We start from the raw sequence: 16,639 nt of genomic DNA, 5'->3' as shown, positions 1-16,639 counted from the left end.
CACAAATAAGAACATATAGACCGCGGTTTTCCCCGTCGTCCGTTTTCTGTGTCCTGCTGAATTTTTCGCGCGTCCGAATCGCCTGCGTCACGCCCTTAAGTCCACAGGATTAAGTGCATGGGCGATGAACGGCGGGATTGTCAGGCGTGGCACGGCAGAGAGGGAATAAGCCAATTCCTAAACGGTTGAAAATAAATAATTGAATGTAATCTATTTTGATTAATTGAAATATAAATGCATAGAGCTAGGAAATATAAAGAATTATCTTTGTTTGTCTTATGTTTTGTTTAAAAACGTGAGAATGTAATAATTTTTTGTTTTGATTGAAAAGAGTTGCATTGTGAAAATCGGACGGAAGTTTTTCTTACGCGAAACCGACGTTACGTTGGTAGTGCAGCGGAATTAGCTGACAGCGTCGTACCGACATCCCGCCCGGTTTGCACTTTTCCGCGCGTCGCACCCGCATCCACGTCAACCGCTGGTCACAGCAAACGTTCTACAATGTCGGCTGTTCTCCGAAGTGAGTTTTCATGCGTAAATTTTTTCTTCCCGGCTGGACTGCCACGTTCGCCGCAGGCGCGGCGCTGGTCGCCGCCGCAGGCTTTTTTTCTCCGGCGGCCCACGCCAACAACGTGATCGTGCTCAATTCCGGCGAAGCCACGCTGAGCCTGATCGACGAGGCCACTCACCAGGTCGTCGGCACGGTGCCAACAGGTAAAGAACCGCATCACTTGATGGCCACGCCGGACAATTCGTCGCTGATCGTCGCCAACTCGGTGTCGAACAATCTGATGTTCGTCGATCCGAAGTCGGGCCAGGTTCAGCGCTGGGTCGAGAACATCGAGGATCCGTATCAGATCGGTTTCTCGCCCGACCGAAAGTGGCTCGTCACCACCGGGCTGCGTCTGGACCGCCTCGACATCTATCACTACGACAGCCAGAAGAACCAGATGACGCTGGCCTCGCGTCTGCCGCTCGCGGTGATGCCGAGCCACATGGCGTTCACCAATGACAGCAAGACGGTTTTCGTCACGCTGCAGGTGTCGGGCGAGCTGGCCGCTATCGATCTGGCCACGCAAACCGTCAAGTGGAAGATGAAGGTCGGTAAGGTGCCGGCCGGGCTGTGGATGACGCCGGGCGAAAAGTACCTGCTGATCGGCATGACCGGGGCGGATTACGTCGCGGTGGTCGACTGGCGCAATCAGAAAATCGTCAAGACAATCCAGACCGGCAAGGGCGCGCATAACTTCCGCTCGCTGGCTGACGGCAAGCATGTGGCGGTGTCGAACCGCGTCGCGAGCACGATCAGCATCATCGACGAAGACACGCTCACCAACGTGGGCGACATCACCGGCCTGATGCCGGGCCCGGACGACATGGAACTTTCCGCCGACAAACGCTATCTATGGGTGACTTTCCGCTTCGCGAAGCACGTCGGCATCATCGACCTGAACACGCGTAAGCTGATCCAGACGATTGCCGTCGGCCGTTCGCCGCACGGTATCTATTTCCTCAATCGCGCGCCGGTCACGGCGCCGAACGGCGCTTGACGCTGTCATCAGCGAACCGCCAGGAATGGAGTAACAGGCCGGCACGATGTTCCATCTGATTTTTTCTTCTCTCGGCAGCGCCGTCTCAGCGGTGCAGACGCTGCTGTACGTCGACGTGGTGCAGCCGCTGCTGTTCCGCTTCGATCTGATGGACTACGACGAAGACACTTACGATAGCCTTTATTGGGTGATCGTCGGCGTCTTCGAGGTGCTGGCGATGTACGCGATCCTGCGCCCGCTCGAGGCGCTGCGCCCGGTGGAGCAGTGGGGAAACCGCAAGGCAGTGCGCGTCGACGTGATCTACACATGGATCGCCAAGCTCGGCATCCTCAACCTGTTTTTCTTTTTCGCGCTGCAGCCGTTCTTCGACAACGTGCAGGCGTGGCTGCGGCTGCACAACATCGCGAGTATCGACTTCGACAATCTGTGGCCGGGTGTCACCACGCAGCCCCTCGTCACGTTCGCGATGTATTTGCTGGTACTCGATTTCGCCGGTTACTGGTATCACCGCTGGGAGCATCGGTTCGGCGTGTGGTGGGAGCTGCACGCGGTGCATCACAGTCAGCAGCAGATGTCACTGTGGTCCGACGACCGTAACCACCTGCTCGACAGTTTGTTGCAGGCTTCGTTTTTCGCAGCGATCGCACTGGTGATCGGCGTGCCGCCGTCGCAATTCGTCGTGCTGGTGGCGATCACGAACCTGGCGCAGAGCGTGCAGCACGCGAACATTCGTCTGTACTTCGGCTGGCTCGGCGAGCGCCTGCTGGTCAGTCCGACTTTCCACCGCCGTCACCATGCGATCGGCTACGGCCATGAAGGCCTGAAGTACGGTTGCAATTTCGGGGTGTTGTTCCCCTGGTGGGACATGCTGTTTCGGAGCGTGTCATGGAGCCGGGAGATGGAGCCGACCGGTATCCGTGACCAACTCGAAGGCCGGCGCTACGGTGACGGTTTCTGGGCGCAGCACTGGCTCGCCTTCGTGCGCATCGCCGGGCGGCTTTCGCCGAAGCGTCGCACCGAGGGCTGCGACGCCGCCCCGGTTTAAGCATTCTTCCGCTCACGCCGCCGGTTTTCCCGGCGGCGCGTCACGTGGTTTATCCTGTCCACGTTTGCACGCACGACCCTGGTTAGCTTTCTGTTCGGCATTCCGGTCAGTATTCCGATCCGTCCGCCGCACTTTTGGCCGGTTTGTCGCGCCGCTTCCCTTATTCCATCGTTTCGTTCACTGGCACTGGCTCGCATGAATGATCTGTTGCGCTCGTTCGGACGCGCGCTCGCAAGCGCGCTCCACCCGCGCATGCTCTGGCTGACCTTCCTGCCGTTTCTGGCGGCAACGGTCGGGTGGGGCGTGATCCTGTGGTTTTCCTGGCAGACGCTGATCGGCGCCACCCGCACGTGGCTCGAAAGCTGGTCGTTCACGCTCACGCTTTATCGTCTGTTCGACTGGCTCGGCTTTTCGGCGCTGCACGCGGCGATCGCGCCGTTCATTGTGATTGCGATGGCGATTCCGTTGATCGTCGTCACGGTGTTGCTCTTGATCGCCACGCTGTCGATGCCGGCGGTGATCCGCTTTCTGTCGGTGCGGCAATTCGCGGGCCTCGAAATGCGCCACGGCGGAACGTGGTACGGTAGTCTCGGTCAGGCGTTGTGGACCACGCTGGTCTGTCTCGTGCTGCTGATTGTCACGTTGCCGCTCTGGCTGGTGCCGCCGTTCTTCGCGCTGATTCCGCCGCTCCTGTGGGGCTGGCTGACCTATCGCGTGATGAGTTACGACGCGCTGGCGCTGCATGCCACGCGTGACGAGCGCCGCGCGCTGGTGCGGCGTTTCAGGTTGCCGCTGTTGTTGATCGGCATCGCGAGCGGACTGCTGGGATCGCTGCCTACGCTGTTGTGGGCGTCGTCGGTCTGGTTGATCGTGCTGTTCCCGGTGATCACCGCGGTGACCATCTGGATCTACGCGTTCATCCTCGTGTTCTCGGCGCTGTGGTTCGGCTACTACTGTCTGCGCGCGCTGCAACGCATGCGCGCGGAAGAGCACGGCCCGCGGCACGCGGCGCCGGTTCCCTACTGATTAAATGAAAGAGGCGGCAATGGCATTTGGCGTCATCATCATCGGCGACGAAATCCTGTCGGGCAGACGCGTCGACAAGCATCTGCCGAAGGTCATCGAGTTGCTGGGCGCGCGCGGGCTGTCGCTCGGCTGGGCGGAATACGTCGGCGACGAGCCGGAGCGCATCACGGCAACGCTGCGACGCACGTTCGCGTCGGGCGACATCGTGTTTTCCACGGGTGGCATCGGCGCCACGCCGGACGACCACACCCGTCAGTGCGCGGCCGCCGCGCTCGGCGTGCCGCTCGAACTGCATCCGGAGGCCGCTAAGCTGATTCAGGAGCGCATCCGCGATATGTATCCGGCGAACTCGGCTACGCCGCTCGATCTGGACGCGCCTGAGAACCGGCATCGTCTGAATATGGGCACGTATCCGCGGGGCGCATCGATCGTTCCCAACGGCTACAACAAGATTCCGGGCTTCTCGATCAAGCAGCATTACTTCGTGCCGGGTTTCCCGGTGATGGCGTGGCCGATGATCGAATGGGTGCTGGACACCCAGTACGCGCACCTGCATCACGCGATACCGCACGCGGAAAAGTCATTGCTGGTCTTCGAGCTTCCGGAGTCGCGCGTTACGCCGTTGATGGAAAAAATCGAACACGATTTTCCGGGTGTGCGCGTGTTCAGCCTGCCGAGCGTGGGCGATGCGGCGCGCGGCGGCGTGTATGCGCGGCATCATATCGATCTGGGTGTGAAGGGCGAGCCGGAAGCGGTGGCGGCGGCCTTCGTGAAGCTGCGCGAAGGCGTGCATCTGCTGGGCGGCGACATTGTCGAGCCCGAGGCGGCTGCGGCTAAACCGCGCGCTTGAGCCGCGCTTGAGCCGCGGATGATTCTCCGCACCCGCCAAACGTTGTTTGGGCGCGCTCGCGCCCGTGCCCGTGCCTAACTCAAGACTCAATGCATCATCGGCCTGTCACACGCAGCGCCGACGATGCGTCTAACTGCAATCCATCGCCCGCAGCCTGCGTGGGGCGAGCTGCAACGATCGGGCAAGCGCTCAGCATTCAGGCGCCGATCCACGGCAATCCGCGAAAGCACCAGCCCGACACCGTCTTCCGATGCCCCTGGGCGTCCTTGTCGCCTTCGAAGCCTTCCAGCAGGTCATACGCCTTGTCGTAGCCCGCCTGGGTGGCGGCGATCGCGGCGAGCTTCGAGCGCGCGGCGCTGCGGCACAAAAACAGCACCGGCGTATCGGGCGAGGCCGCATGGCTCAGTTGCTGAAGGAATTCCTGGTTCGGCACGGCGCCCGGATAGCGCGTCCATTCCACATGCACGTATTGCCCGTCGCCGATAACCGGCCGGCCGACCCAGTCGAGTTCGGCGCGGGTGCGCACGTCGACGAGACGCGTGCGCGGATCGAGTTGCAGCAGTTCGAACGCCTCGGCGGGCGATACCGCGCCCGCGTAGGGCAACTGGTTCTCGGTGCGGCGCTTGTCCGCCTGGGCGTACAACTGTTCGAGCGTGCTCATGAGCGCAAACCTCCTTCGGACCAAATGATCATTCTAGCGCGCAGCGTGTGGTGCGGATGCGGTTCAGAGACGGCATCCCGTCCGTGCGAAGCGGGAGGATGCGCGCTCAATGATGGTGCATATTTTTACAAATGCACCAAAATGGAGGCGGTAGTCGTTGTTGATTTTGTGGGCGCACTTAATCGGTGCGTGATGGGGCTCAAAGTTTTCGGGGCTGCATGCGGTTCGGTGCGTCCGTTCCCCGCAAACGCGCGCGCAGTGTCGTTTTGCGTCGGGTTGGCGCATACGTGGCATGGAAGCTGCTTTATTGATGTCGATCGATTTGTTCCAGCAGGCTTTTATGTTCGTCCTCAGCGATAGAGGGGTGGACGCGCCGGGGCGGGTCAGCTAGATTGGGCGGCGGCTGAACCCGCCGAATTCGTTAATCAGGAGATAGGTTATGAGTAAATCCGTGGCCGACGTCGTTCAACTCGTCAAAGACGAAGACGTCAAGTTTGTCGACTTCCGCTTCACCGACACGCGCGGCAAAGAGCAACACGTTTCGGTGCCGGTGTCGGCATTCGATGAAGACAAGTTCGAAAGCGGCCATGCGTTTGACGGTTCGTCGATTGCCGGCTGGAAGGGCATCGAAGCATCGGACATGCTGCTGGTCCCGGACGCGAACACCGCCTTCATCGACCCGTTCTACGAAGAGTCGACCCTCGTCCTGACCTGCGACGTCGTCGAACCGGCTGACGGCAAGGGCTACGAACGCGACCCGCGTTCGCTCGCGAAGCGCGCTGAAGCGTATCTGAAGAGCACGGGCCTCGGCGACACGGCCTTCTTCGGCCCGGAACCTGAATTCTTCATTTTCGACTCGGTCAAGTGGGGCACGGACCAGTCGGGCACGTTCGTCAAGATCGGTTCGGAAGAAGCACCGTGGTCCTCGGCGATGGACTTCGAAGGCGGCAACACCGGCCACCGTCCGGGCACTAAGGGCGGCTACTTCCCGGTCGCGCCGGTCGACACGTTCCAGGACATCCGTTCGGAAATGTGTCTGTTGCTCGAACAGATCGGCATCCCGGTCGAAGTGCATCACCACGAAGTCGCGGGCCAGGGCCAGAACGAAATCGGCACGAAGTTCTCGACGCTGGTGCAACGCGCCGACTGGCTACAGCAAATGAAGTACATCATCCAGAACGTCGCGCACACGTACGGCAAGACGGCAACGTTCATGCCGAAGCCGGTGGTCGGCGATAACGGTTCGGGCATGCACGTTCACCAGTCGATCTGGAAAGACGGCACGAACCTGTTCGCGGGCAACGGTTACGCAGGTCTGTCGGAATTCGCGCTGTTCTACATCGGCGGCATCATCAAGCATGCTCGCGCGCTGAACGCAATCACGAACCCGTCGACGAACTCGTACAAGCGCCTCGTGCCGCACTTCGAAGCACCGGTGAAGCTGGCTTACTCGGCTCGCAACCGTTCGGCATCGATCCGCATTCCGCACGTGTCGAACCCGAAGGGCCGCCGTATCGAAACGCGCTTCCCGGATCCGATGGCGAATCCGTACCTGTGCTTCTCCGCGCTGATGATGGCGGGTCTGGACGGCGTGCAGAACAAGATTCACCCGGGCGAAGCGGCCGACAAGAACCTGTACGACCTGCCGCCGGAAGAGGATGCAAAGATCCCGACCGTGTGTGCCGGCCTCGACCAGGCGCTGGACGCACTCGACGCGGACCGCGAGTTCCTGACGCGCGGTGGCGTGTTCACGGATTCGATGCTCGACGCGTACATCGAACTGAAGACGGGCGAGCTGCAACGCTATCGTCAGTCGGTGCACCCGATCGAATTCGAAATGTACTACTCGCTGTAAGCGGCAATGGCGCTTCGCCCTTCAAACGGCGAAGCGCTTTGCCCGACGCTCGCGATCGGTCACGAAGGGACGGCGGCGCCGTCCCTTTTTTGTTAGACCCGAATGATTCGGCGCGCAATGACGCGCAAGGTTTGCGGCGTAGGGGCAATGAAGCCGGACAGTAGTTAGCACAACAAGCAGGGCAATAAGCGGTACACCTGATTGATCACCATCTCCTATCGGCCACACTGCAAGATGGTTCTGAAGAATTTGATGAAGGCAAGGAAAGGACACGAGCAGACGCTGTCGGACGACGCTCAGCTGGTGAGTTCCGGTTTGCTGCCGGGCTTCGAGGCATTGCCGACGGTTGTGCTGGTGCTCGAAAAGCGCACGCTGCGCGTGGTGTTTGCGAACCCGTCGGCGGAATCGATGCTTGATCTGTCGCGCAAGCAACTGAGGCAGATGGCATGGCAGGACATCTTCTCGAACGCCGACGAACTGGTCGCGACCATCTCCGCGATCGCCGCTCACCGTTTTCACGCGACGCATCTGGACGCCGTACTCGAGCGCCCGGGCCACGAGCCGCTGCATGTGCATGCGATCGTCGGCTTTCTGGAGAGCGCGCAAGACTACGTGCTGCTCGAACTGTTCGAGAATGAGCGGCATTTACGGTCTGACCGCGAGGAGCGCATCAATGACCTCACGTCGGTCAACAAACAACTGATCCGCAATCTCGCGCACGAGATCAAGAACCCGCTCGGCGGGATTCGCGGCGCGGCGCAACTGCTCGAGTTCGAACTCGGCGAGCGTCAGCGCGACGAGTTGCGCGAGTACACGCAGGTCATCATCAAGGAATCGGACCGGCTGCAAACGCTGGTCGATCGCTTGCTGGAGCCGCACCGGCATCCGCATATCGTTGGCGACGTGAATATTCACGAAGTCTGCGAGCGCGTGCGCCAGGTGATTCTCGCGGAGTTTCCGCGCGGACTCACGATCGAGCGCGATTACGATGTGAGCGTGCCGGACCTGCGCGGCGACAAGGAGCAACTGATCCAGGCGCTGCTGAACATTGTGCGCAATGCTGCGGAAGCATTGCGTGAACGCATCTCGCAAGGCGACGCGCGCATCGAATTGCGTACTCGCGTTGCGCGCAAGATCACCGTGTCGAAACGCTTATGTAAGCTGGCACTGGACTTGCGTATCACTGACAACGGCCCAGGCATTCCCGAGGAAATCCGTGACCGCATTTTCTATCCGCTCGTGTCGGGGCGCGAGGACGGCAGCGGTCTTGGCCTGACGCTCGCGCAGACCTTCGTGCAACAACACGACGGGCTGATCGAAGTGGAAAGCCGACCGGGCCATACCGAGTTTCAGATTCTGCTGCCGCTCGACTGCTAACACCGAATGTATTTCAAGACTTCTGACCGACCTATATGAAGCCGATCTGGATAGTAGACGACGATCAATCGATTCGCTGGGTGCTCGAAAAAGCGCTCGCTCGCGAAAACTTCGCGACACGCAGCTTCGCGAACGTGCGCGAGGCATCGGCCGCGCTCGATCACGACAGCCCTCAGGTGCTGGTGTCCGACATCAGGATGCCTGGCGGCTCCGGCCTCGAATTGCTGCAAACCGTCCGTGACAAGGTGCCGGGCTTGCCCGTCATCATCATGACGGCGTTCTCGGACCTGGATAGCGCGGTCGCCGCATTCCAGGGCGGCGCGTTCGAATACCTCGCCAAACCGTTCGACGTCGACAAGGCGGTCGAGTTGATCCGCCGCGCGGTCGACGAAAGCATGCGCGTCGAACAGACGTGGGACGACCGCGTTGCCGAGGCGCCGGAAATGCTCGGCCAGGCGCCGGCGATGCAGGACATGTTTCGCGCGATCGGCCGGCTGTCGCATTCCTCGGCCACCGTGCTCATTACTGGCGAATCAGGCACCGGTAAGGAACTGGTCGCGCGTGCGTTGCACCGACATAGCCCACGCGCGAACGGTCCCTTCATCGCGCTGAATACGGCGGCGATTCCGAAGGATCTGCTGGAGTCCGAACTGTTCGGTCACGAGCGCGGGGCGTTCACCGGTGCGCAGGCCATGCGCCAGGGGCGCTTCGAGCAGGCCGAAAACGGCACGCTGTTTCTCGACGAAATCGGCGACATGCCGTTCGATTTGCAGACACGCCTGTTGCGTGTGCTCTCGGACGGCCAGTTCTATCGTGTCGGCGGTCACAATCCATTGCGCGCCAACGTGCGCGTGATCGCGGCGACGCACCAGAATCTTGAATCGCGCGTGCGTCAGGGCCTGTTCCGCGAGGACTTGTATCACCGGCTCAATGTGATTCGCTTGCGCTTGCCGGCGTTGCGCGAGCGCAGCGAAGACATTCCGCTGCTCACGCGCCACTTTCTGCAAAAGAGTGCACGCGATCTGGGCGTGGAGCCGAAGCGCGTGTCCGAAGATGCGCTCGCTCATCTGGCATCGCTGCCGTTTCCGGGCAATGTGCGTCAACTGGAGAATCTCGCCAACTGGCTCACGGTGATGGCGCCGGCGCAGACCATCGAGATCAAGGACTTGCCGCCCGATCTGGGTCCCGTGCAAGCTGGCGTGACCGATTTCGCGGGCGGGGGCAGTGGCGTGACTGGCACGGGTGAAGCAGGGCTTGCCGGCGGCGCGCCGATCAACGGCACCAGCGCGGCCACGCATCCGGTCGCCGCTGCCGGCATGCCGGCAGCGGCGACCGTGAGCGCCTGGGAAAGCGGCTTGCGCACCGAAGTCGCGCGGATGCTGCGTGAGAATGCGGCCGACGTCATGGACGAACTCGCGCGCCGTTTCGAAGCGGCGGTGATTCGCGAGGCGCTGGATTTCACACGCGGACGCAAGGTGGAGGCGGCGGAGCGCCTCGGCATTGGCCGTAATACGATTACGCGCAAGATTCAGGAACTCAATCTCGAGCCCTGAGGTTTGCGGGGGCGAACGGGGCGGCTTGCCAGCCGCCCCGGCAGTTTTCGCTCGCTTGGGGCACTCATCAGAGGCCGCCCGTTTGACCGCTTGCTCGACAGCGCCATAAGCCGCGTCGGCGGCGCCTTCAACCGCTCCGGCACGGTGCGTCAAAGGCTCCCGGGCTCACGCAAGGCATAATCGACGCTGTTTTCATTCGACAGCTGACGATGCCCGATTCTCCTGCTTCTCCCGCTCCTTTCTCCTGGCCGCTTTCCCCCGATCCTTTTCTGTCGCTCGAGGCGCTCGACGACCCCGGCGCGCTCGCGTGGGTCGAAGCGCAGAACGCCCGCACGCGCGCCGCATGGTGCAGCAGCGCGGAATTCGAGTCGCTCAAACGGCGGCTTGCGGACGCTTATCTGCCGCGCGAGCGTCCGGTCATCCCCGATCGCTGGAAGGACTGGGCCTACGATCTGTGGCAGGACGAGCGCAATCCCAAAGGCATCTGGCGGCGCACGACGTGGGCGGCCTGGCGCAGCGGCGCGCCGGTCTGGCAGAACCTGCTCGACTTCGACGCGCTCGGTGCGGCCGAAGGCACGCCATGGGTCTGCGCCGACCTCGACATTCTCTATCCCGATGGCGATCGCGCGCTGATTACGCTGTCGCCGGGCGGCTCGGATGCGCTGGTTGTGCGCGAGTTCGACATCGAGGCGCAACGGTTTGTCGACGACGGTTTCGTGATTGCGAAGGCCGGCAAGCACACGGTTTCGTGGATCGACCGGGATACGCTGTACGTCGGCTGGGACAACGGTCGCAAGACGCTGACGCGCTCCGGCTATCCGCGCGAAGTGCGGCGCTGGACGCGGGGCACTGCGCTGGCCGAGGCGCCGGTGGTCTTCAAAGGCGCGTTCGGCGACATCGGCGTGGAGGCGCACTACGATCCTGTCGAGCAACGTCACACGGTGGTGAGCAGCGTCGATTTCTTCGACTCGCACACGTATTACCTCGATAGCGCCGATGGCGCTTTGGAGGATGGCGTTGCGGGCAATGCTGCTAAGGCAGCTAAGGCAGCTGAGGCAGCTGAGGCAACTGAGGCAGCTAACGCAGCTAACGCAGCTAACACGGCTAACACGGCTAACACGGCTAACACGGCAAATGCAGGCAGCGTTGCCAATAGCGTCAATGCCTGGCAGCAGTACGACGTGCCGTCGCACGTCGCGGTCGGCGGCTGGCAGGGCTGGCTGCTGCTGGAGCCGCGCCTCGATTGGGACTGCAACGGTATGCGCTATCCGGGCGGCGCGTTGCTGGCGATCCGCGAAGCCGCATTCTTGCGTGGCGAGCGTGACGTGGTGCCGCTTTTCACGCCGACATCGCAAACCTCCGCCTGCGAGTGGACGCACACGCGCAATTATCTGATCGTGTCGTACCTGGAGGACGTGCAGAGCAGGACCTCGCTGTGGATCCCCTCGCAAGCGGCTGATGAAGTCTGGCACTGGCATCAACGCCTCTTTCCGTCGCGTGACGACGTGCAAGCCAACGTCTCACCTGTCGAGCCGACATTGAACGACGAAGTGTTCGTTGATACCGACGATTATTTGCAGCCGCCTGCCTACTGGCTCGCCGATCTTGCCCGGGACGACTTGACCGATTGGGCGTTGCTCGACCGATGGCCGACTCAGTTCGATGCGACGCCGTTCGCGGTGACGCGTGGGCATGCGGTGTCCGCGGACGGCACGCGCGTGCCGTACACCGTGATCGGACCGCGGATTGCGCGACACGCTGCGCAAGGGCAGACTGCGCAGACTGTGCAGCAAGCGCCCGAGCAGACGTCCGAGCAGACGTCCGAGCAGACGTCCGAGCAGACGTCCGAGCAGACGTCCGAGCAGACGCCCGAGCAAACGCCCGAGCAAACGCGCCTCTGCCTGCTCAACGGTTACGGCGGCTTCTCGATTCCGTTACTGCCGAGTTATCTGACCGGGCCGGGCATTGGCTGGCTGGAGCGGGGCGGTGTGTATGTGGTGGCGCATATTCGTGGCGGCGGTGAGTTCGGCACGCAGTGGCATACGGCGGCGCAGGGCGAGCATCGGCAGCGCGCGTTCGACGATTTCATCGCGGTGGCGCAAGCGCTCATCAGCACAGGCGTGACCAGCGCCGCGCAACTCGGCATTCAGGGCGGCAGCAATGGCGGCCTGCTGGTCGCGGCGTGCATGGTGCAGCGGCCCGAACTGTTCGGCGCCGTGGTGTGCGAAGTGCCGCTGCTCGACATGAGCCGCTATCACCTGCTGCACGCGGGCGCGTCATGGATCGATGAATACGGCGATCCGGACGAGCCCGGCGAAGCGCGCGTGCTGGCGGCCTATTCGCCCTATCACCGCGTGCGTGCGGAAGTGGCGTATCCACCCGTGCTGTTCACCACGTCGACTGCGGACGACCGCGTGCATCCCGCACACGCGCGCAAGATGGCCGCGCGCATGCAGGCGCTGGGTGCGCAAAGGGTCTGGTATCGCGAGAACATGGAAGGAGGCCACGGTGGCTCCGATGAGCTGGAGCAGGCCGAGCATGATGCGATGGTGTTCGAGTTCCTGTGGCGCTGTTTGAACGGCCCGGCGTAGGCTTCGGAAACGGGCCGACTGGCGGGCGCGACTGACGGTTCGCTCTGGCGTTGTTGAGGCCTCGCTTGAGGCCATGCGTGCGGCGCCGTTCAGCCGAGCTGTGCGACGACCGGTGCGTGGTCCGACGGCTGATCCCACTTGCGCGGCACCTTGTCGACATCGCAGGACGAGCAGATTTCGGCAAGGGCTTTCGACAGCAGAATATGGTCGATGCGCAGCCCCGCATTGCGGCGGAACGCCATCATCCGGTAGTCCCACCACGAGTAGATTTTCTCCGGCTGCTCGAACTGGCGGAACGCATCGACGAGACCGAGTTCAATCAGCCGCACGAATTCGGCACGCTCTTCGGGCGACACCAGATTCTGGCCTTCCCACGCTTTCGGATCGTGCACGTCGCGATCTTCCGGCGCGATGTTGTAGTCGCCGAGCAGCGCGAGCTTCGGATACGGCGCCATTTCGCTCGCGATCCAATCGTGCAGTGCGGCGAGCCAGCGCAGCTTGTAGGCGAATTTGTCGGTACCCGGCGCCTGGCCGTTCGGGAAGTACGCGGAGACGATGCGCACGCCTTCGATGGTTGCGGCGATCACGCGTTGCTGCGGGTCTTCAAAACCCGGGATGTTGCGCACGATGCTGCTTTCGTCGACGTTCAGGCCTTTGCGCACCAGGATGCCGACGCCGTTATAGGTCTTCTGGCCGGCGAACCAGCTCCGGTAGCCTTTTTCTTCGAGCTCGGCGCGGGGAAATTTGTCGTCGGTCAGCTTCAGTTCCTGCAGGCACAGCACATCGGTGTGGCTGGTTTCGAGCCAATCGATGACGTGCTGCAGGCGGACTTTGAGGGAGTTGACGTTCCAGGTGGCGATTTTCATGAAATTCTCACATTCTTGCTGGGCAAGGCTTTGTGGGGTACTGTCCCCGCGGTTTTGCCTTATTTTGCTTTAGCTGCCCCGTCTGGCGTCCCGGATTCGGGTTGGCCGGATCAGGTTGATTCCGATAGTCCCGCATCTTATCGCGCGAGACACGCGACGGTGAAAATTGCCTCGGCGTCCGTCGAAAATAAAAGCCCGATCCCGTCACGCCGCGGCGTATAGTGGGATCACCTTTACGCGCATCGGGGATGCATCATGGCCCAACTCTATCCAGCCCTTTATAAGGACTTCGAAGTGCATCCGCTAGTGTTTTCGCGGCAGTTCGACAAGTTCGACGGTCACAAGCGTCATGCCGAAGGTTACGACGTTGCGGTCCGCGTGTGCCGGCCGGGCGCCATCAGCGGCTCGAAGGCAAGCCGCGTATTTCGTCTCGTGCTGCCGTCCACGTTTTCCGATTTCGGCGTCGCGAAACGCAGCGCGAGCCAATACGGCGCGGACATCATCGACGGCAAAGTAGAAGGCGCGACCGTCGCGGATCTCTGAGGTGCCTGCTCATTTGCGGCGTCACTTGCGGCATCACTTGCTGCATTCACGTGCCGCCCGAGTGCGCCTGAGTGCGCCCGAGTGCGCCCGAGTGCGAATACGCGCGGCGCCTCGTCTGAAATTATTTCACCCGATTGTTTGACGTCTCGCGAACGGCCCTATACAATCGCTTTTCTCTGACGCGGGGTGGAGCAGTCTGGCAGCTCGTCGGGCTCATAACCCGAAGGTCGTAGGTTCAAATCCTACCCCCGCAACCAAGCATTGTTGAAAGCCCGCTAGCGCAAGCTACGCGGGCTTTTTGACTTCTGGCGCCTGCTGTTTCCTCATGCATGCGTCACGCGCACTAGCATTCAGTCTGCGGCTGTCAGTCCGACTCGATCGCCCATTCCACCGCCGCTTGAGCATGCAACGCGGTCGTGTCGAACACGGGAAGCGCCGAATCTTCCGGCTTGATCAGCAGGGTGATTTCCGTACAGCCGAGAATCACCGCCTGCGCACCCCGCGCAGCAAGTCCTTCGATCACGCGCTGATACACCGCCCGCGAAGCGTCATTGACGTTGCCGTGGCACAACTCGTCGTAGATGATGCGATGCACATCCGCGCGTTCGGCTTCGTCGGGAATCAGTGTCTCGAGGCCGTAGCGCTCGTGTAAGCGTCCCGTGTAAAACGTCTGCTCCATCGTATAGCGTGTACCCAGCAAACCGACCCGCTCGATTCCCGCCGCGCGCAGCGCGCTACCGGTCGGATCGGCGATGTGCAGGAACGGCACGTCGATCGCCTGTTCGATCGATTCAACCACGCGATGCATGGTGTTGGTCGCCAGTATCACCAGGTCGGCGCCGCCGCGTTCGAGCTGACGGGCGGCGTCGGCCATCTGTTTGCCGAGCGCGGTCCAGTCGCCCGCGCGCTGGTTGGCCTCGATCGACGCGAAGTCGACCGTCAGCAACAGGCTGCGGGCATTGTGGTGGCCGCCGAGGCGCGCCTTGGCGTGGCGGTTCATGAGCGTGTAGTACTCGGTCGACGATTCCCAACTCATTCCGCCGATCACGCCGATGGTTTTCATGGTCTTGCTCCGTTGGTGGATGATGCAGGCCGTTATGCGTCGAAGGAGAATGCCGACGCCGACGCCGACGCCGACGCCGACGCCGAACGCTGAACGCTGAACGCCAGGCACCGAGCATTCGAAAGTCGAGTATAGGCGGGCGCCAGTGCACGCAGCCGGTACGGATTCCCCTCTGCGCACCGGTACGGCGACTTGCTAAAACGTCGCCACGCACTTTCTGGCGCCGATAGAATCGTAGTCACTCAAAGAGCGGTCAACAGGGAGCGAACCATGGATCTGATCATCCGCCGCGCGATGCTGCCGCCGAGCGCCGCGCCGCGTCACAAGCAGCCGGTCGACATCGGCATCGAAGCGGGCCGCATCGTCGCCGTCGAACCGAATCTAAGCGCAAGCGCACGCGAAGAAATCGACGCCGCCGGTTCGCTCGTCACGCCGCCATTCGTCGATCCGCATTTCCACATGGACGCGACGCTGTCGTACGGTCTGCCGCGCGTGAACGCGTCGGGCACCTTGCTGGAAGGCATCGCGCTGTGGGGCGAACTGAAGCCTGACCTCACGCAGGAGGCGCTGATCGAGCGCGCGCTGCAGTACTGCGACTGGGCTGTCGCGCGCGGTCTGCTGGCGATTCGCAGTCACGTGGATGTCTGTGATCCACGCTTGCTCGCGGTCGAGGCACTGATCGAAGTGAAGCGCCGCGTCGCACCGTATCTCGACTTGCAACTGGTTGCGTTTCCGCAGGACGGCGTGTTGCGCAGCGCCGGCGCATTCGAGAATCTCAAGCGGGCGATTGCGATGGGCGTCGACGTAGTCGGCGGGATTCCGCATTTCGAACGCACGATGGCCGACGGCGCGCAGTCCGTGCGTATGCTGTGCGAGTTCGCGGCGGAGCAGGGCCTACGTGTCGACATGCATTGCGACGAATCGGACGATCCGATGTCGCGCCATATCGAAACGCTCGCAGCCGAAACGCAACGGCTCGGCTTGCATGGGCGCGTCACCGGTTCGCACCTGACCTCGATGCATTCGATGGACAACTACTACGTCAGCAAGCTCTTGCCGCTGATGCGCGAGTCGGGCGTCGCGGCGATCGCCAATCCGCTGATCAACATCACGCTGCAAGGCCGCAGCGACACGTATCCGAAACGGCGTGGCATGACACGCGTGCCGGAGATGATGGCAGCGGGCATCAACGTCGCGTTCGGCCACGACTGCGTGATGGACCCGTGGTACAGCCTCGGTTCGGGTGACATGCTCGAAGTCGCGCAGATGGGTTTGCATGTTGCGCAGATGACGGGCGTCGAGGGCATGCATGCGTGCTTCGACGCGGTCACGGTGAATGCCGCGCGTATTCTCGGTCTGGAAGACTACGGCATCGCGCCGGGAAGCGCTGCCAATCTCGTGCTGCTCGACGCACGCGATCCGGTCGAAGCGATCCGTCTGCGCGCCGCGCGGCTCGCGGTGGTGAGCCGGGGCAAGGTGGTGAGCCGTGCGCCTGCTGCGCACGCGGCGTTGTCGCTGGAAGGGCGTCCTGCGCAGGTGGATTTCAAACTGCATCGCGCTTAAGCCGCGCGCCGCATACTGGTGCGAGAATGAAAAAGCCGGTAACTTTGAACTGCACCCCAAAAGTTGGACACCCGTCCAACGATTTGGGGTGTTTTT

At 62.1% G+C, this 16,639-nt stretch carries 13 protein-coding genes and 1 tRNA gene; 11 read left to right on the top strand and 3 right to left on the bottom strand.

Annotated features, from left to right (window positions below):
- Positions 1 to 530 precede the first annotated feature (530 nt).
- The 4 genes from AYM40_RS13540 (at position 531) to AYM40_RS13525 (ending at position 4,471) form a co-directional block, all read left to right on the top strand.
- Positions 531 to 1,550 (top strand): beta-propeller fold lactonase family protein, encoded by a 1,020-nt coding sequence (locus AYM40_RS13540; protein WP_063496661.1) that lies wholly within the window; start codon positions 531 to 533, stop codon positions 1,548 to 1,550.
- 46 nt (positions 1,551 to 1,596) lie between these two features.
- Positions 1,597 to 2,595 carry a sterol desaturase family protein gene (locus AYM40_RS13535; protein WP_063496660.1) on the top strand — a complete coding sequence of 333 codons (999 nt, stop codon included), beginning with the start codon at positions 1,597 to 1,599 and terminating at the stop codon, positions 2,593 to 2,595.
- 195 nt (positions 2,596 to 2,790) lie between these two features.
- The gene (locus tag AYM40_RS13530; protein WP_063496659.1) at positions 2,791 to 3,621 is read left to right on the top strand and encodes an EI24 domain-containing protein; all 831 of its coding nucleotides are present in this window, start codon (positions 2,791 to 2,793) and stop codon (positions 3,619 to 3,621) included.
- A 19-nt stretch (positions 3,622 to 3,640) separates the two neighbouring features.
- On the top strand, positions 3,641 to 4,471 hold the full coding sequence (locus AYM40_RS13525) for a competence/damage-inducible protein A (RefSeq protein ID WP_063496658.1): 831 nt from the start codon (positions 3,641 to 3,643) through the stop codon (positions 4,469 to 4,471).
- A gap of 196 nt (positions 4,472 to 4,667) precedes the next feature.
- On the opposite strand, the gene AYM40_RS13520 is transcribed toward AYM40_RS13525, so the two are convergent.
- A complete protein-coding gene (locus AYM40_RS13520) occupies positions 4,668 to 5,132 on the bottom strand; it encodes a rhodanese-like domain-containing protein (RefSeq protein ID WP_063496657.1) in 465 nt (154 codons plus the stop codon).
- A 439-nt stretch (positions 5,133 to 5,571) separates the two neighbouring features.
- On the opposite strand from AYM40_RS13520, the gene glnA reads away from it, so the two are divergent.
- The 4 genes from glnA to AYM40_RS42470 all read left to right on the top strand — a co-directional run bounded on the left by glnA (position 5,572) and on the right by AYM40_RS42470 (position 12,508).
- Complete coding sequence (gene glnA / locus AYM40_RS13515; protein ID WP_063496656.1) at positions 5,572 to 6,987, top strand: type I glutamate--ammonia ligase; 1,416 nt, start codon at positions 5,572 to 5,574, stop codon at positions 6,985 to 6,987.
- Positions 6,988 to 7,221: 234 nt separating this feature from the next.
- On the top strand, positions 7,222 to 8,364 hold the full coding sequence (gene glnL / locus AYM40_RS13510) for a nitrogen regulation protein NR(II) (RefSeq protein ID WP_063496655.1): 1,143 nt from the start codon (positions 7,222 to 7,224) through the stop codon (positions 8,362 to 8,364).
- 35 nt (positions 8,365 to 8,399) lie between these two features.
- Entirely contained in the window at positions 8,400 to 9,917 is a 1,518-nt protein-coding gene (gene ntrC, locus AYM40_RS13505) for a nitrogen regulation protein NR(I) (protein ID WP_063496654.1), read from the top strand.
- 209 nt (positions 9,918 to 10,126) lie between these two features.
- Entirely contained in the window at positions 10,127 to 12,508 is a 2,382-nt protein-coding gene (locus AYM40_RS42470; RefSeq protein WP_236720844.1) for a prolyl oligopeptidase family serine peptidase, read from the top strand.
- An 89-nt stretch (positions 12,509 to 12,597) separates the two neighbouring features.
- Here the strand turns inward: AYM40_RS42470 and xth are convergent, their stop codons facing one another.
- Positions 12,598 to 13,374 carry an exodeoxyribonuclease III gene (xth, locus tag AYM40_RS13490; RefSeq protein WP_063496653.1) on the bottom strand — a complete coding sequence of 259 codons (777 nt, stop codon included), beginning with the start codon at positions 13,372 to 13,374 and terminating at the stop codon, positions 12,598 to 12,600.
- A gap of 255 nt (positions 13,375 to 13,629) precedes the next feature.
- Between xth and AYM40_RS13485 the strand changes: the two genes are divergently transcribed.
- A complete protein-coding gene (locus AYM40_RS13485; protein WP_063496652.1) occupies positions 13,630 to 13,917 on the top strand; it encodes a hypothetical protein in 288 nt (95 codons plus the stop codon).
- Between the two features lie 180 nt (positions 13,918 to 14,097).
- Positions 14,098 to 14,174, top strand: a tRNA-Met gene (locus AYM40_RS13480).
- Between the two features lie 107 nt (positions 14,175 to 14,281).
- Here AYM40_RS13480 and AYM40_RS13475 read toward each other — a convergent pair.
- Positions 14,282 to 14,980 (bottom strand): aspartate/glutamate racemase family protein, encoded by a 699-nt coding sequence (locus tag AYM40_RS13475; protein ID WP_063498004.1) that lies wholly within the window; start codon positions 14,978 to 14,980, stop codon positions 14,282 to 14,284.
- Positions 14,981 to 15,250: 270 nt separating this feature from the next.
- Between AYM40_RS13475 and AYM40_RS13470 the strand changes: the two genes are divergently transcribed.
- Entirely contained in the window at positions 15,251 to 16,543 is a 1,293-nt protein-coding gene (locus tag AYM40_RS13470) for an amidohydrolase family protein (RefSeq protein ID WP_063496651.1), read from the top strand.
- The last annotated feature ends 96 nt before the right edge of the window (positions 16,544 to 16,639 follow it).

The organism is Paraburkholderia phytofirmans OLGA172 (assembly GCF_001634365.1).
Classification (GTDB): domain Bacteria; phylum Pseudomonadota; class Gammaproteobacteria; order Burkholderiales; family Burkholderiaceae; genus Paraburkholderia.
Note: the sequence above shows the minus strand (reverse complement) of the source record. Positions and strands in the feature narration are given on the sequence as shown.

Excerpts from the sequence above, each read along its gene's own strand:
- AYM40_RS13540 (WP_063496661.1), top strand. The coding sequence starts at position 531 with ATGCGTAAATTTTTTCTTCCCGGCTGGACTGCCACGTTCGCCGCAGGC.
- AYM40_RS13535 (WP_063496660.1), top strand. The coding sequence starts at position 1,597 with ATGTTCCATCTGATTTTTTCTTCTCTCGGCAGCGCCGTCTCAGCGGTG.
- AYM40_RS13530 (WP_063496659.1), top strand. The coding sequence starts at position 2,791 with ATGAATGATCTGTTGCGCTCGTTCGGACGCGCGCTCGCAAGCGCGCTC.
- AYM40_RS13525 (WP_063496658.1), top strand. The coding sequence starts at position 3,641 with ATGGCATTTGGCGTCATCATCATCGGCGACGAAATCCTGTCGGGCAGA.
- AYM40_RS13520 (WP_063496657.1), bottom strand. The coding sequence starts at position 5,132 with ATGAGCACGCTCGAACAGTTGTACGCCCAGGCGGACAAGCGCCGCACC.
- glnA (WP_063496656.1), top strand. The coding sequence starts at position 5,572 with ATGAGTAAATCCGTGGCCGACGTCGTTCAACTCGTCAAAGACGAAGAC.
- glnL (WP_063496655.1), top strand. The coding sequence starts at position 7,222 with ATGGTTCTGAAGAATTTGATGAAGGCAAGGAAAGGACACGAGCAGACG.
- ntrC (WP_063496654.1), top strand. The coding sequence starts at position 8,400 with ATGAAGCCGATCTGGATAGTAGACGACGATCAATCGATTCGCTGGGTG.
- AYM40_RS42470 (WP_236720844.1), top strand. The coding sequence starts at position 10,127 with ATGCCCGATTCTCCTGCTTCTCCCGCTCCTTTCTCCTGGCCGCTTTCC.
- xth (WP_063496653.1), bottom strand. The coding sequence starts at position 13,374 with ATGAAAATCGCCACCTGGAACGTCAACTCCCTCAAAGTCCGCCTGCAG.
- AYM40_RS13485 (WP_063496652.1), top strand. The coding sequence starts at position 13,630 with ATGGCCCAACTCTATCCAGCCCTTTATAAGGACTTCGAAGTGCATCCG.
- AYM40_RS13475 (WP_063498004.1), bottom strand. The coding sequence starts at position 14,980 with ATGAAAACCATCGGCGTGATCGGCGGAATGAGTTGGGAATCGTCGACC.
- AYM40_RS13470 (WP_063496651.1), top strand. The coding sequence starts at position 15,251 with ATGGATCTGATCATCCGCCGCGCGATGCTGCCGCCGAGCGCCGCGCCG.